This window comes from Vibrio sp. H11 (assembly GCF_004804295.1).
In the GTDB taxonomy this organism is placed as follows: domain Bacteria; phylum Pseudomonadota; class Gammaproteobacteria; order Enterobacterales; family Vibrionaceae; genus Vibrio; species Vibrio ostreae.
The window spans coordinates 429,758-444,317 of the sequence record NZ_SSHN01000003.1; the positions used below are offsets into that span (position 1 = coordinate 429,758).

General features: G+C 49.6%; 12 protein-coding genes and 1 tRNA gene. 6 read left to right on the plus strand and 7 right to left on the minus strand.

Annotated elements, in window-relative coordinates; all coding sequences use genetic code 11:
- The first annotated feature begins 113 nt into the window (after window positions 1-113).
- Window positions 114-767, plus strand: coding sequence for an ACP phosphodiesterase (locus E6C74_RS06875; RefSeq protein ID WP_136483944.1), 654 nt, complete (start codon window positions 114-116; stop codon window positions 765-767).
- A gap of 86 nt (window positions 768-853) precedes the next feature.
- Window positions 854-2,122 (plus strand): DEAD/DEAH box helicase, encoded by a 1,269-nt coding sequence (locus E6C74_RS06880; protein ID WP_136483945.1) that lies wholly within the window; start codon window positions 854-856, stop codon window positions 2,120-2,122.
- Window positions 2,123-2,287: 165 nt separating this feature from the next.
- Here the strand turns inward: E6C74_RS06880 and E6C74_RS06885 are convergent, their stop codons facing one another.
- The 3 genes from E6C74_RS06885 to E6C74_RS06895 form a co-directional block, all read right to left on the minus strand.
- Window positions 2,288-3,085: a TetR/AcrR family transcriptional regulator gene (locus E6C74_RS06885; protein ID WP_136483946.1), complete on the minus strand. Its 798-nt coding sequence runs from the start codon at window positions 3,083-3,085 to the stop codon at window positions 2,288-2,290.
- 93 nt (window positions 3,086-3,178) lie between these two features.
- Window positions 3,179-3,490, minus strand: coding sequence for a cytochrome c (locus E6C74_RS06890; RefSeq protein ID WP_136483947.1), 312 nt, complete (start codon window positions 3,488-3,490; stop codon window positions 3,179-3,181).
- A gap of 242 nt (window positions 3,491-3,732) precedes the next feature.
- The gene (locus E6C74_RS06895; protein ID WP_136483948.1) at window positions 3,733-4,248 is read right to left on the minus strand and encodes an NUDIX hydrolase; all 516 of its coding nucleotides are present in this window, start codon (window positions 4,246-4,248) and stop codon (window positions 3,733-3,735) included.
- A 309-nt stretch (window positions 4,249-4,557) separates the two neighbouring features.
- On the opposite strand from E6C74_RS06895, the gene E6C74_RS06900 reads away from it, so the two are divergent.
- The 3 genes from E6C74_RS06900 to E6C74_RS06910 all read left to right on the plus strand — a co-directional run bounded on the left by E6C74_RS06900 (window position 4,558) and on the right by E6C74_RS06910 (window position 7,898).
- Window positions 4,558-6,213, plus strand: coding sequence for an ATPase RavA domain-containing protein (locus E6C74_RS06900; protein WP_136483949.1), 1,656 nt, complete (start codon window positions 4,558-4,560; stop codon window positions 6,211-6,213).
- A gap of 7 nt (window positions 6,214-6,220) precedes the next feature.
- Window positions 6,221-7,666, plus strand: a complete 1,446-nt coding sequence (gene viaA, locus E6C74_RS06905; protein ID WP_136483950.1) for an ATPase RavA stimulator ViaA — start codon at window positions 6,221-6,223, stop codon at window positions 7,664-7,666.
- 158 nt (window positions 7,667-7,824) lie between these two features.
- A tRNA-Cys gene (locus E6C74_RS06910) sits at window positions 7,825-7,898 on the plus strand.
- A 208-nt stretch (window positions 7,899-8,106) separates the two neighbouring features.
- On the opposite strand, the gene E6C74_RS06915 is transcribed toward E6C74_RS06910, so the two are convergent.
- Both E6C74_RS06915 and E6C74_RS06920 read right to left on the minus strand, forming a co-directional pair.
- Window positions 8,107-9,168, minus strand: coding sequence for an alpha/beta hydrolase-fold protein (locus tag E6C74_RS06915; RefSeq protein ID WP_240798139.1), 1,062 nt, complete (start codon window positions 9,166-9,168; stop codon window positions 8,107-8,109).
- Window positions 9,169-9,280: 112 nt separating this feature from the next.
- Window positions 9,281-11,494 carry a TonB-dependent siderophore receptor gene (locus E6C74_RS06920; protein WP_136483951.1) on the minus strand — a complete coding sequence of 738 codons (2,214 nt, stop codon included), beginning with the start codon at window positions 11,492-11,494 and terminating at the stop codon, window positions 9,281-9,283.
- A 137-nt stretch (window positions 11,495-11,631) separates the two neighbouring features.
- On the opposite strand from E6C74_RS06920, the gene E6C74_RS06925 reads away from it, so the two are divergent.
- Window positions 11,632-12,576 (plus strand): AraC family transcriptional regulator, encoded by a 945-nt coding sequence (locus E6C74_RS06925; RefSeq protein WP_240798140.1) that lies wholly within the window; start codon window positions 11,632-11,634, stop codon window positions 12,574-12,576.
- Window positions 12,577-12,620: 44 nt separating this feature from the next.
- Here the strand turns inward: E6C74_RS06925 and E6C74_RS06930 are convergent, their stop codons facing one another.
- The gene (locus E6C74_RS06930) at window positions 12,621-13,550 is read right to left on the minus strand and encodes a CHAD domain-containing protein (RefSeq protein WP_168796977.1); all 930 of its coding nucleotides are present in this window, start codon (window positions 13,548-13,550) and stop codon (window positions 12,621-12,623) included.
- Between the two features lie 82 nt (window positions 13,551-13,632).
- Window positions 13,633-14,529 (minus strand): LysR family transcriptional regulator, encoded by an 897-nt coding sequence (locus E6C74_RS06935; RefSeq protein WP_136483953.1) that lies wholly within the window; start codon window positions 14,527-14,529, stop codon window positions 13,633-13,635.
- Between the last annotated feature and the right edge of the window lie 31 nt (window positions 14,530-14,560).

The following is a 14,560-nucleotide window of genomic DNA, read 5'->3' on the forward strand; positions in this document are numbered from 1 at the left end:
GGAGCTGCTTGATGCGCTGGAAATCGGCTTTGCGCTGACAGACTATAATGACGGCGAAGCCTTCGCTGAAGCGTCTTAATCACCATACCGGTTTGCATATTGACGATTAACCTATGAACTATCTCGCCCATTTGCATATTGCCGATCACTGTCAGAGTAGTCTGCTGGGCAACCTGCTGGGCGATTTCGTGAAAGGTGATCCCGACAGCCAATATGTGGCTCCCATCGCCAGCGGGATACGGCTGCATCGGCTGGTGGATGCCTATACCGATAGTCATCCTGTCATTTCGCATGCCAAACAATGCTTTAGCGCCGATACCCGTCGTTTCGCACCCATTGCCCTCGATATGTTCTGGGATCACTGTCTGGCCAGTCAGTGGGCCCACTATCATGACCTGAGTTTATCGCGTTTTGTGCGTCAGGCGCACCAGCGCGTAACCCGTGAGCAAGCTATTACATTTGCTGCAGCCGCTAATTTTTCTGAAACCAGAGCGTCTTCTGAACCGAGCGCGTCTCCTCAACCCATCGCCCTGCCGGACCGTTTTAACCGCGTCTCCGGTGCGATGTGGCAGGGCGGCTGGCTTGAATCCTACGCAGAACTCAGCAATATCGAATTTGCTCTGCAGCGTATGTCGCAACGCAGTGTGCGTATGGGGAAGCTGGCGCACTGCTTTGATGGTCTAAGCCGCCATTACTCCCGCTTAGCCGAGCTATTTACCGTCCTGTATCCGGATGTATTAGAGAAAGCCAAACGCTCTGAGCTCTGATACAATTCGCGCCCATTCAACACATTCACATCCGTTTATGTCTCTCTGTGTGAGATAAACCGGTTCATTGTTTAAGAGATTCTGATATGTCCGAAACGACTTCGACCTTTGTTTCTTTAGGTATTGCCCCAGAACTGGCGCAACAGCTCGATAGGCTGGGGATAAAAACACCGACTGAAATTCAGGCGCAAGCCATACCGCCGGTATTAAATGGTCAGGATGTATTAGCCGGAGCACAAACCGGAACGGGTAAAACGGCCGCATTTGGTTTGCCTGTCATTCAGCGCTTCGCCAATCAGCCGAAAGCACGCGAAGCCAACTCGAAAGATATTCGGGCATTAGTTTTGGTTCCGACCCGCGAACTGGCGCAGCAGGTATTTGATAACCTGACGGCCTATGCCGCTGACAGTGAGCTGAAAATTGTCACCGCGTACGGCGGAACTAGTATGAAAGTCCAGGTTCAGAACCTCAAAGGCGGTGCAGACATTCTGATTGCAACGCCAGGACGTTTACTCGACCATGCCCATGTGAAAACACTCTATCTGGGTAACACGGAAGTATTAGTGCTTGATGAAGCGGATCGCATGCTTGATATGGGCTTTATGCCCGATATTCAACGTGTGCTGCGTAAGCTGCCGCGAGAGCGCCAGACGCTGTTTTTCTCGGCGACGTTCGACAGCAAGATCAAAGCAGTAGCGTATCGTATGATGCAGACGCCGGCTGAATTACAGGTTACCCCGACCAACTCAACCGCTGAAACGGTGCAGCAGATGGTGTATCCGGTTGATAAAAGGCGCAAACGTGAATTGCTGGCTTACCTCATCGGCTCACGTAACTGGCAACAAGTGCTGGTGTTTACTCGCACTCGGCAGGGCAGTGATGATTTGGCTAAAGAGCTCAAACTCGATGGTATCAAAGCAGCCTCAATCAATGGCGATAAAAGCCAGGGCGCAAGGCAGAAAGCGTTAGAGGATTTTAAATCCGGTAAAGTGCGCGCGCTGATCGCGACCGATGTTGCCGCGCGTGGTATCGATATTGCCGAGTTAGAACAAGTGGTTAACTTTGATATGCCATTTAAGGCAGAAGATTATGTGCACCGTATTGGCCGTACCGGTCGTGCAGGCAAAAGTGGTTTTGCGGTCTCACTAATGAGCCCGGATGAGGAGCCTTTGCTGGAAGCGATTGAACGTCTGCTTGACCAGCGTTTGCCACAGGAGTGGCTGCAAGGGTATGAACCTTCTCTGGAGGTGCAGATGGATGAAAGCCAGACTCCGCGCCGTAAAGGTCGCTCTGCTGACAAGCGTAAGATGAAAGCCAAGCTGAAAATCCACGCTAACCGCGGTAAGAAAAAATAGTGCTGTGGTTAGGTTTAGGTGGTTAGGTTTAGCGGGAACCTGAACCAGGCGGCATAAAGTTAACTAATCAAATAGGGGCTGGATATACAGCCCCTATTTGATCCGAATAAAGAGTCAGTTTACTGCATTATTTTATAAGACTTAATTTGCTAAGCTTGATAACGCTTATTTGTCTGATAATGACGCCCGACACGGTAACGTTTCTTCTTCGCGGTCTTTGTTGTCGTCCTGACAACATAGAGTCACGCACTGTTTTTCCCAATCATAATCATGGGGATGTAACAGAGCTTTGACTGAGGTCGGTTTTAACACCGCTTCCTCCGGAACATGGAATTTCTGCGCCATCATCTGGTTGAACAGTTGCCAGTGACGCAGCAGGCAGTCATCGACATCATCGGTTTCATCTGACCAGGTATCTTTGAGCAGTGGCGTCATGCTGGCAGCACTGTGGGCAAACATGATGAGGTGCCACTTGGTTTCCCAGATATTTATCGGTGTTTCGGGATATTGCTCATTGTATTGTTCGGCGAGCGCTGCGATTAATGCTTCCATTTCACCTGCATTATCAATGAAATAGTCGACCAGGGCATTTTCCTGACGGGCAGCATCGGCAATCAGCTGGATCGGCTGTTTGATGATCAGGGCATGAGCCAGAATCCGGATCAGGAAACGATAAAGTTTGATATTGGCTGGTGTGTCAGCAGGAATATGGGCAATCACGGTTCGGATGTAGGACTGCATATACAGATGCAGGCCATCGCTGATGCTGTGCCAGATTTTTTCTTTACTGCCGAAATGATGGCGGATCAGGCTATGGGACACACCTGCTTTTTCACTGATGTGACGTAGCGACACCCTGGCATAACCCAACTCGCAGAACATCTCTGCAGCGACTTTGAGAATATGGTATCGGGTCTTTTGTGCATCCTGGGCGCTGCGTCGCCCCTGTCTTTTTTCAGTCATTATATTCTTTGTCCGTCTGGTCGGCCGATGTTGTACCAGATCTGATCCGGAGTTTCACGGAAAAAAGTACGCTCTTACGGACTGTTTGGCTATTTATTCACCCTGTGAGGCATAATAAGCAGCAATGTCATGTAAGTCCTCATCATTCAGCCTTTGCAACTGGATTTGCATCATACGTGCCATGGGGCCGTTACGGTCACCGTTTTGATAGGCTCGCATGGCTTGCAACAGATACAGTTCATCTTGTCCTCGCAGATTAGGGTAGCGCCCCTGCAGCGCTATGCCATCTTTGCCGTGGCAAAATGGGCAACTGGGTATCTTTGTTTGTCCGAGAATGGGATCGCCGTCATATGCAAATGAGGTAAGAGTGATAAGGCACATACTAATGAAAAGTGATAAACGCATGGTTAGCTCTCAGTAAAATCGTCTCTCAAGGCTACTGTTTGCTCTTGGGGTAAGCTCAAGATTATTTTGGAGAAATGTGGCTCTGACAATGTTACGGCCCTCCGATATTGCGTAGAATCAAAGTCGGAAGGTACTTGTCTTAGGTAAAGAGAACAAGCACATAAAACGTTTAGATGGATTTGAACGGCGCTTAGTTTTCGATAGGTAAATTTCGTCAGGTAAATAATGACCTAACTGCAGACTTACAAATAGCCGCACAGCCGGGCTTTGCTCAGGCAGGCGATGGTTTTGCTGTCGGTGATGTCACCATTGATAATCTTCTGTTCCAGTTGCTGCACCGACAGCTCGACGACTTCGATGACTTCATCCTCATCACAGCCCAGCCGATTGGTTTTGCTTAGCTGTTTTGCCACGTACAAATACTGGATTTCATCACAAAAACCAGCCAGTGGTGTCACGGACCCAAGTGCAATCATTTCGTTTGCGCTGTAGCCAGTCTCTTCCTCCAGTTCCCGGTGCGCGCAGGTCAGTGAGCATTCACCGCGCTCCATGGTTCCGGCAGGTAGCTCAAGCAACCATTTTTTCAGTGACGGACGAAATTGATGCACCAGGACGATCTTGTTTTGGGCTGTGACGGGCAAAATAACCGCTGCGCCGGGATGTTCGATGGTGGTATGAGTAATCGTGTGTCCGTTAGGTAGCTGCACCTCTTCTTCGGTCAGTGCAATAGTTTTCCAGCTGTGTATGGTTTTGCTCATGCGGGGGTACTTCGTGTCCGGTAGTCGCGAACCAGAGGTTATCTCCGGCTTGGTCTTCACCTTATCTTACTTTTCGCTCGGACCCAAATACAATTGTGCGACACTTGATGGCACTTATTCGCCGTTGATAGGGTATTCGTTCAGATTATGAACGTTATATCTGCAATCATTGATTCTGCATTACGGCCGCAGGCAGGAATCTGATATAAAGTCGTGTTGAAATGAAATTTAACTTGTAACAAAATGATAACAAATGTATAAATTTATTAATTCAAATGCCCTTTTTTCACCCCGCCGTGGAGCGATTTAATGATCAATCCTTCTTCTGCCTCGCACGCGCAACAGGCGTTGCTCTCCGAACGCATCAATAAACTGGCCAAAGCGCTGTCTGACGGTGTGTACGAACGTGAAGGTACCATCAAGCTATGTCTGCTTGCTGCACTGTCCGGCGAAAGCGTTTTTTTACTTGGTCCTCCGGGGATTGCCAAAAGTCTGATAGCAAAGCGCCTCATTCAGGCCTTTGATAATAGCAGTTATTTTGAATACCTGATGACACGTTTCTCGACTCCGGAAGAAGTCTTCGGGCCACTGAGTATTCAGGAATTGAAAGATAACGGGCGTTACGTACGCCTGACGGACGGTTATCTGCCGACCTCGCAGGTGGTTTTTCTGGATGAGATCTGGAAAGCGGGTCCGGCCATTTTGAATACCTTGCTGACGGTCGTTAACGAGAAAACCTTCAAAAATGGTAATGAGATCGAGAAAGTGCCGATGCGTCTGCTGGTCTCTGCATCCAACGAATTGCCCGATGAAGACAGCGGCCTTGAAGCCTTGTATGACCGTATGTTGGTGCGAGTGTTTGTTAACCGTATTCAAAATAAACAGAATTTTAAATCCATGCTGACGGTCGGTACGCCGCAAGAAGCGAGTATCCCGCCAGGCTTGGCGATTACCGATGCAGAGTATCATCAGTGGCAGGCTCAGCTTGACAAGCTTGCTCTGGGTGACGACGTATTTGAAAAGCTGTATCAGCTTAAGACACTGCTCGAACAGGCGGTGGAACGCAGCAATCTGGCTGAGATGGATATGTATGTGTCCGATCGACGCTGGAAAAAAGCGGTCAAGCTACTCAAAGCCAGCGCCTTTTTTAATGGTCGCAGTGCCATCAATCCGCTTGACTTGCTGCTGTTGCAGGACTGTTTGTGGAACAGTCCTGAGTCCCGTGATGTGGTACGTGATGTGATTCGTGAATTTGCCTTGCGTCATGCCTTTGACCAGTCCCAGGTCGAGCAACAGATTACCTTATGCCGTGAAGATTTATCTTCTATCCAGGATGAACTGGAAGCGGATTTTGGTATGCACTTGTCGACAGAGACCTCGACCGGCCTGATCAAAAAGCAGATCCATCACTATGATATCCGCGGCGCTAAAACCTATCGCATCGGTGCGGCTTATGACTTGGTCAAAATGGTGCTGCTGCAGAGCAATATGTCGGTATCCGAGTCGGAGAAAGGCGACAGTCGCTGGGTTTATCTGCCAAAAAACGAACTGGAGCGAGTGATCAAAGATGGCCACGGCGATGTGTACGGCTATGTGAACCAGAATACCAATTTGTGTCGTCTGCGCTTTGATGTCGATGCAGGCGATCAACTGGTCATTAAAGATATCGCCAACCGCTCGGTATTGGTTTCTCTGGTGACAGAGCATGGGCTGGACAATGAACGTTATCAGGAGTGGCTGCGTAAGGCAGAGCAGGCGATGGCACAGCTTTCTGACGCCGAACATCACCTGCGCAAAGTGCGTTCAACGTTCCATGGCGCGTTGCCTCACAACTTTATTGACCCCGAGCTGCCTACCGCAATGGAAGCGACCCTGCAGCAATTGCAACAACAACTGGAAATCATACAAACGGAGTGTGAAAAGAGCGTATTACGTTATCGTAATCTCGACCAGTTTTTCTCGTAGGTGACTTATGCTTGGTGTGGACGGATTGAATCTGGCCCTAATGATTGCGGACTCCGGTATTATCGATAGTGCCGTCAACGATTTAATGGGTCGTTCACAATTAATGATGATGGCCGAAAGCCGCGGGGTCAAATCCACGGTCAAAAACCATCTGCTTAAATGGCGTGGCAGCGTTAAGAAGCGCATTACGCGGGTGTGTGAAACTGAGCGCTTCCAGGAGGAGCTTTCTCTTTACCAGGCAGTGATTCACTGGGATGAGGAGATGTTTTTTGAGCGCATCAATGATGTGGTCAAACAGCTGGAATGGCATTCTGCATTCTATTTGCCGGCCCGTCGTCTGTTGGAAAAGAACAAGGGTATCCACAACCCGATGTTCCCGCACTATTTTTGCGATCAATGGTATCAGTCGTTAACGGACGCGATTAAGCAAGCTCAGGTGATGGAGCTGGAAGCGAACAAGGAAAAACTGCTGGCTGACCTTTATCAGCGCATGGAAACTCTGCGCAACATGGATAAGGTGACGGAGTCGGGTGATGCCGGCAGTGTTGGCCGTTTATGGGATATGGCGTCGGCGAAACTGAGTCGTGGTGATCTGTCTGTGATGAAGCGGCACGCGGAATTTCTCAAGAAGAACCAAGGGCTGCAAGACATTGCCGAGAAGCTGGGCCGAATGGCCAGTGATGTGGATGATCCGGATCTCAATCGGGCGCCGACAGAAGAGTTGCAATTGGTGGAAGAGAAATCCGATGAAGCCACCGATGATATTGTCGGCATTCACGAAAGTGATGATCTCAATAAGTTGCTGCCCAACGAAACGCTGTTTCTGGCTTATCCGGAACTGGAAGTGGTGTTTTATAAGCACTTAATCGACAAGCGGTTGATGAACTATCGCATGCAGGGCAAGTCCCGGACGTTACGCAAAGTCAAAGCGCATCGTCCGGATAATCAGCAGGCTGACATTGAGAAAGGGCCGTTTATTGTGTGTGTGGATGCATCAGGTTCTATGAACGGTTTCCCGGAGCAATGCGCGAAGGCGATGGCCTATGCTCTGATGCAGATTGCCCTGGCAGAAGACCGCGATTGTTATGTGATGCTGTTTTCGACCGAGCATATTACCTATGAACTGACGCGCCAGGATGGCTTGCGTGAGGCGAGCGACTTCCTTAGTTACGCCTTTCATGGTGGCACCGACCTTGAGCCGGTGATGCTCAAATCGATTGAGCTGATGAGCAGTGGTCGTTATAAAAATGCCGATATGGTGGTGATTTCCGATTTCATCGCCCCTAAACAGGATGAAGAGGTTCTGGCCCAGGTTAAACGACTGAAAGCCGGAAAAAACCGTTTTCATGCTCTTAGTTTGTCCAAATATGGTAACCCGGAGTTGATGAGCATGTTTGATCACTGTTGGCACTATCATCCCAATCTGGTCGGACGATTGATGAAAAAATGGTGATAACCGGTGATTGACGCTATTTTTGCCGTATAAATATTCAGTTTGGTTTATTTGTCAGCAACTAAACAAGAAAATGATTTTTTTGTTTGACTCTCCCGGCTCAATCCGTAAAGTGTGCATCGAACGCAGCGGGAGAGCCCGATGCAAGTTCAAGGTAAGGCGCGTTGGCAGAGTGGCCATGCAGCGGATTGCAAATCCGTGGACCTCGGTTCGACTCCGGGACGCGCCTCCATTCTTTCCTTGAACGTCAGACGACCAGCCAAGCGCTGGTTTTTTTATACCTGAAATTCCGGTGTGAATATTCCAATCTGATTTAACTGTGGTCCAAAGCTAACTTCGCATTTTCTGTTATCCGGGGTTCTGTTTCGTCGGGCGTTGTGCTAACCGGAATCAGCCAGGTGACTGACATGACCCGATTAGCACGGTTCGGGTAGTGGCACTTACCGGTAATAGTGCTGCAGGAGCGCTTGTGTCTGCTGTACCGAAATGTCCATCTGAGGCCAGAGGCGAGCTTTGTGTTCGAGAGCTTGTAATCGGTTGCGCTCCGGCTTCAGTGAGCTGCCAAAGCGCTGATTTAAAGACTGGTAGTTTGCACTGACGCGTTCGAGAGAAAATGTCGTCGGATTCAAATCAAGGCGATAACCACGAAACAGCCACTGCAGGCCATGATAAACCGCCAGATGATAAACGGAGTGATGGTCTTCTTCGGCATAATAGCGGCTGGTGATATCTCTTTCAGGTGCTGTCTGGCGTTGTTTCTGCTCAGAGGCTTGCAGGATTTGATCGGCAAATTTCAGCAGTTGGTCACGATGGAATTCGGAACGGCCAAATCCCGGGGTGTAAGGATTATTAGCAATCGCGATAAAGAGCGAGGACGGAAAGTGCGGCTTCTGTTTGAGCCGCTGCGTCAGTTGCTCGCTATGACGGGGAAAATCAAACCACAGACTGGCATCAATCGAGATAATTCCTTGAAAAGCATCATTATCTTGCGTAAACGCATCCAGGGCCAGCAAGCCACCCAGAGAATGGCCGACTAACAACGCTGGGCGTGTGGTACGAAACTGCTGTTCAATCTCCTGGCGTAACTCACGGATGAGGTAGGTTAAAAATTTGTCGCCACCACCAGTGGTAGCATAGGCTTTTCCTGCGGGCTGGCCATTAGGCAGCGTTTGAGTGTGGCTGGGAGTGTAATCCCGCATTCGGTCGGTGTTATGGATGGCGACGATGATCATCGCGGGCAGCGCGGGCATGAGCCCTCCCCGCAAAGAATCGGTGATACCGGCAACTTCTAGCAGGTGTTGCTCTCCATCCAGCAGATAAAGCACCGGAAAGTGCTGCCCGGTCTGTGAATCATATTCTTTGGGCAGATAAACGCTGTATTGTCGTTCTTCATTCAGAACGGATGAATGGTGGGTGTAGCTCGAAGCATAATTTACAGGTTGTGCCTGGGCTGTCGTGAAGCTCAACATTGCGATCAGAGTACTCAGTAGTTTTTTCATCATATAATGGTGTATCGGCGCTCGCTCATTTGGCCAGACTGATGCTAAACAGCGTGGCAGAAGATTCCCCGCCACGCCGCGTGTCTGGGTCGCTGAATAAAGGATTTTATCGGTATCAGTTAAATTTGTAGGTAAAACCAGCCATGACATTAGCGGGCTCACCATACATATTGAATGTCGTGGTAGAACCGACACGGTAGAAGTATTCGCGATCAAACAGGTTGTAAACATTGAGCGTTGCCTGCATGTTGTCGGTGATATCATAACGCAGGGCAGCATCAAAGATCGCGTAACCAGCCTGATGTGTGGTGACTCCACTCTTGCTGAACGAGTAGTTGCTCAGCGCGGTCATACCACCACCGATGTGTAAGCCCGGGATCCAGTCAGCCAGGTGGTAGTCAGTCCACAATGACAATGAATGGTGCGGTATGGCATCAAACTTACCGTTGTGATCGCCTGACTTTTCATTAATGTCGGTATAGGTATAGCCGGTCATTGTCATCCAGTTATCGGTCAGGTAACCGGTCGCTTCAAGTTCTATGCCTTGTGTTTCGACTTTTCCGGTAGCCCAGTAGGTGTTGCTGATTGCCACACCACTGTCATCATAGGCTTGCGCGGCAATATTATTGTCTTTCATCAGGAACAGCGAGGCACGGGTATTCAGGCGGCCGTCAAGCAAGGCCGATTTGATACCGGTTTCCCACTGATGGCCCTCTCGCGGTTTCAGCATGTCGCCATTTTCATTTTGGCTGGTCTGTGGTTTAAAGACCTTGGAATAACTGGCGTACACAGAATGCTGATCGTTGAGGTCATAAACTACGCCAGCGTAAGGGGTCAGCTTAGCGTTGAAATCGTCTTCCTGTTTGGTGTCAGCCCCGGTGCTGATGACAGTATTCACCGTTTCCAGATCGTACCAGGATACCCGGGCGCCGGTAATGACCGCCAGAGGTTCCAGCAAACGCCAGGTCACCTTGCCATATAAACCGATCTCGGAAGACTCGGAATGGACATTTTTGCTGTAGCGGTAAGTCGGTTTAGTGACACTGGCCGGGTCATAATTAAACACGTTAATTGAGGCGATGCTGCGGTTGGTGTAGCTTTGTACATCGGATTCATAGCGTTTGTAATCACTGCCCACGACCATTTCGCTGTGTAGCCCAAACAGATCAAACATCTGGCTGTAGTTGATGTCGAGAGACGTGTTTTTTTGCTGGTTAGCTTGCGCGCTGAACATCAATCCGGTGTTACCGTCTTCATCAACGGCGCCGTTGGTGTAAGTTTGCTCCAGGGACATGTCATGATCCATATAGCGCGCAGAAATCTGACCGACACCGCCATTGCTAAAAGCGTGCTGTAAAGAAAAGCCGACATCTGTGGTATCAGCATGAAAGTTGTCGTCATCCGCTCCCAGGTAGGTCGTACGGCTAATATCGAGCATAGAACCATCACTGTAGGCAGGCAGACCATTGGTGGGCACAATGTCTTTGGTTTGATGCAGAGCGTAGACAGAGAGCAGGGTGCGATCCGTCAGATCAAACTCCAGAGTACCGTAATAGGTGCCGTTGTCATTGTCGTTGTCATCGACCTGGTTTTTAATATCGGCATTAGCGACAACCATGCGCCCGCGTACGCTGCCTGAGTCATTCAGTGAACCACCCACATCCGCTTCGAGATAATGACGGTCCCAGCTGCCGTAACGTGCCGTCACTGAACCACTGAATTCTTCGGTGGGGCGCTTGAGAACCATGTTGATCACACCACCCAGTTCGCTGGTACTGTTAAATAAACCAGAGGGGCCGCGCATGATTTCTACCCGGTCTACAGCAGCCAGCGCAGGCAGAGTGCCGTATTTACTTTGCATCGGTGCCGGTAAGCCATTCAAATTGACTTCATCGTATTCATAGCCGCGCGAGAAGATGGACGAGCGTCCGCTGTCATTCACCATGGTACGTAACCCGGGGGTATATTTGGCCAGGTCGTCGACCGCAACAAAATTCCGCTCTTCAATGTAGTCATTGGTCAGCACCGTGATGGACTGAGGGATATCGCGCAGTGCCGCTGGTGTTTTGGTTCCGACTGTCGCTGAATCAACACCATAACCACCCGTCTCTTCAGAAGAGGCCATACCGTACAGGGGGTTACCGTATACCACGAGGATCTCTTTAGAAGATGATTCCGCTGCTTCGGTGTGGTTTTCCTGTCCGGTGTAGTTCTCCTGTCCGGTGTTGTGGTGCTCTTGGGCGAAAAGCGATGGAGATGCAGTCACACCAAGTGCAAGACTGACCGCGATGGCTAAAGGGCGCAGATGGGTAGTATTAGCGACAACCATGAATATTAACTCCTTAAAGCGATATGATAATCATTTTCATTTGTTTTTGTCGGCGTTAATATACCACTCAGTATCCGGCAGGAATTTTGCGGATTGTTCATTTTATTTTTTGAAATGGTCAAAGTGATGATGGTGGATTGGATAAAGCGATGATGGATAGCGTGGTTAAAGATACCAGTGCGCGACAACGCGGGCTGTTTACCGGCAGAGTCGAAAATCTGAAAATGCAGCAGGGAATCCTGTTTCACAACAAAGACATTGTGCATAAGGCGGATTTTGCCACGCAACGCCAGCTCACGCCGCAGCTGATCATTGCTATTCCCTTGGAAAGTAAAGCCCTGATGACATACGGCGATGTTCATCGTCTGAGGAGTTGCCGTTATCACCGTTCTGATCCTATCCAGGCGACGGCCATATTCTATGCACGACCGGATTCTGTCCAGGGTGCGGCGAAAGCGCATGTGCGCAGCCGCAGCATCGTGCTGTCTCTGTCTACGGAATGGTTGGACAAACAGCTTTCAGGTGCGAAGCGACAAGGTTTTGAACGTAGTTTTTGCCAGCACCTGAGTCGTTTTGACTGGTCTTTACCCCCTCATCTGGGGCAGATGGCGGAGGTGCTGAATCTGACCAATAGTCATAACCAGGCAGAGGCTTTGATGCGAGAGGCATTCACCCTGGCGGTGTGGGAAAATCTTCTGCTTAATATGAAGCATCAGCCATTACTCAGCGAACCACAACCCAAGCCACAATCGACCCGACTCAAGATATTCCTGCGTCAAAAGCAGGTGGACGAAATGTCATTGGTTGAGATGGCATCTGAGCTGGGGATGAGTGTGTCCACTTTGCAGCGTATCGCGCGCAAAGAGCTTGGTATGAGTCTGCAGCGATACCTGCGTGAACGGAAACTGCACCAGACTAAGATTTTGCTGGAACAGGAGGCGATTTCGATTCAGCAAGCTGCGCTCATGGCCGGATATCAGCATACCGCCAACTTTATCACTGCCTTTGGCAAGTTATTTGGCGGCCCGCCGAGTCAGGTGTGTGGTGTGACGAACAATCCGCACGATGGCCAGCCTGAATAAACACCTCTTAAGTGGGTATTACGAAGGTGAAGGTTATCAGGCATTTAATGCGCTGCCTTTTTTGTTCCGTGATTTACCAATGTGGCGATATTGTTCAGTACCTGCTGCTTGCTGGCGTGATGCTGTTCCCGGCTGTATTTAACAAAGGCGTCAACAGCTTGGACGGTCTTTGTGTTTGTCTGCAGTGGCGAGAGATGGGTCAGACAAAAATGTAACTGACTTGAAGTATCGTTAAATTTTCCCAATTCGCTCTGCCAATGTTTTAGCTGAGCTTGTTCAATCAATGACTGCTCTGCAGTGGTTATCCCCACAGCGCGGCAAAAGTCATTCAGGTAACGTAATTTCTTACAACCAATCCGCAGTTTATGAATCTCTTCGTCTGTGCTGCCGGGCTTGATTCGGCGGCTGGATTTCAGCAGTTTCCGAGTCTGTTTTTCGAGGTGATAAGCAGCGACAGAATGCAAACTTTTCAAACCGGCTTGAGTCGGGTGCTGAGCACAATCGATGAAACGGGTAAAAATCTGCTGCGTGATATGCTGGTACTCATCACTCTCGATCCAATGTGAAAAACGCTGAAATACTCTGCTCCGTTTGGCGGTCACAACAGGCAGCAGCTCACTGAGTATTGTGCTCAACGATTCCGGGTGCGAATCGGGATCAGTAAACACGTCTAAGTCTCGCAATAATCCACTGGGTTCCATCATCACTTTAAGCTGCTGTCTGAGTTTTGTGACGGCCTGAGGCGGATAAACGACGGCGAAAATAGCCAGCATGGAACGACAGCGGCGCAGGCTGACCCGATACTGATGCAGATACTCAGGATCACGATCCTCGAGTATGCCTGGCTCATGCAGCAGGGCATACTGAAATTCATTGAGCAGATATTGGCTCAACAGCCAACATACCGGTGTGTCGTCTTCACAACGCAGCTGTTTGGCCGGGACTGGGATCGTTAACGGGGAAAAGAGCGTCATGATGCACCTCCGTTCCATTAGTGTAGTGCCCGGCTTGGGAATTGGAGGTTAAGCGAGCAAAAAGTCTGTCGCTCTGTGTCATTTATTCATGGCTGTCGAAATATTGCAGGACAAACTCAATAAACAGTCGCACGCGCAGAGGAATATTTTGACGCTCGCGATACAGCATAAACAGGGTGCGTTCTTTACTGCGCCAGTCTGGTAATACGTGCTGCATTTCACCTTGCGCTATCATTGGCAGGGCAAAATAGTCGGGGATATAGCCTATTCCCAGTCCGGTTTTGACCGCATGCGACAGCATCTGAATTTCATCGAGTTCGAGCCGGACACCTTTTTGCGGATGGTAATCAAATTCCTGGTGATTGGTTTTATTCACCAGTTGCCAGGGAATCATAGGGTGACAAAGCACCGTCGGGTGACCACACAGATCTTTGGGGTGCTGTATCGCGCTGAGATCATAATCCGGATGGGCGCACAGGAGGAAATGAATATGTTTGAGTGGGCGGGCGATCCAGTTATCGACCACCGGACTGCCAACCCTAAATACCACATCCATGCCTTCCGCTTCGATATCAATCAGGGAATTGGAGAACCGCAGGTCGAGCTGAATATCCGGCTGTTGCAATAAAAAATCATAAAAAATCGGGCGCAGAAACTGGGAGCCGGCGTTGATAGGCGTGGAGATACGAATTTTTCCGGTTGGCTGGTGTTTATCGCGGTGTAAATCCTCATCAATGTCTCCGAGCTCGTCAAACAAGGCCTCTGAACGCTGGAAGTACTGTTCACCGGTATGAGTGAGAATCACCCGATGGGCATCGCGGTTAAGAAGCCTGAGTTGCAGATCGGTTTCCAGTTGGCGGATACGACGGCTCAAGGTGGAAAGGGGCATTTCCAGATAAGCAGCGGCTTCTTTAAAACTGGCAAAGCGGGCAACAGCACAAAAACAGCGCAAATCGTCTAAAGAGTAGTTAGGTTTCATTTATGGCATTTACCGTCTTAATTTTGCTTAT

Excerpts from the sequence above, each read along its gene's own strand:
- E6C74_RS06875 (WP_136483944.1), top strand. The coding sequence starts at position 114 with ATGAACTATCTCGCCCATTTGCATATTGCCGATCACTGTCAGAGTAGT.
- E6C74_RS06880 (WP_136483945.1), top strand. The coding sequence starts at position 854 with ATGTCCGAAACGACTTCGACCTTTGTTTCTTTAGGTATTGCCCCAGAA.
- E6C74_RS06885 (WP_136483946.1), bottom strand. The coding sequence starts at position 3,085 with ATGACTGAAAAAAGACAGGGGCGACGCAGCGCCCAGGATGCACAAAAG.
- E6C74_RS06890 (WP_136483947.1), bottom strand. The coding sequence starts at position 3,490 with ATGCGTTTATCACTTTTCATTAGTATGTGCCTTATCACTCTTACCTCA.
- E6C74_RS06895 (WP_136483948.1), bottom strand. The coding sequence starts at position 4,248 with ATGAGCAAAACCATACACAGCTGGAAAACTATTGCACTGACCGAAGAA.
- E6C74_RS06900 (WP_136483949.1), top strand. The coding sequence starts at position 4,558 with ATGATCAATCCTTCTTCTGCCTCGCACGCGCAACAGGCGTTGCTCTCC.
- viaA (WP_136483950.1), top strand. The coding sequence starts at position 6,221 with ATGCTTGGTGTGGACGGATTGAATCTGGCCCTAATGATTGCGGACTCC.
- E6C74_RS06915 (WP_240798139.1), bottom strand. The coding sequence starts at position 9,168 with ATGATGAAAAAACTACTGAGTACTCTGATCGCAATGTTGAGCTTCACG.
- E6C74_RS06920 (WP_136483951.1), bottom strand. The coding sequence starts at position 11,494 with ATGGTTGTCGCTAATACTACCCATCTGCGCCCTTTAGCCATCGCGGTC.
- E6C74_RS06930 (WP_168796977.1), bottom strand. The coding sequence starts at position 13,550 with ATGACGCTCTTTTCCCCGTTAACGATCCCAGTCCCGGCCAAACAGCTG.
- E6C74_RS06935 (WP_136483953.1), bottom strand. The coding sequence starts at position 14,529 with ATGAAACCTAACTACTCTTTAGACGATTTGCGCTGTTTTTGTGCTGTT.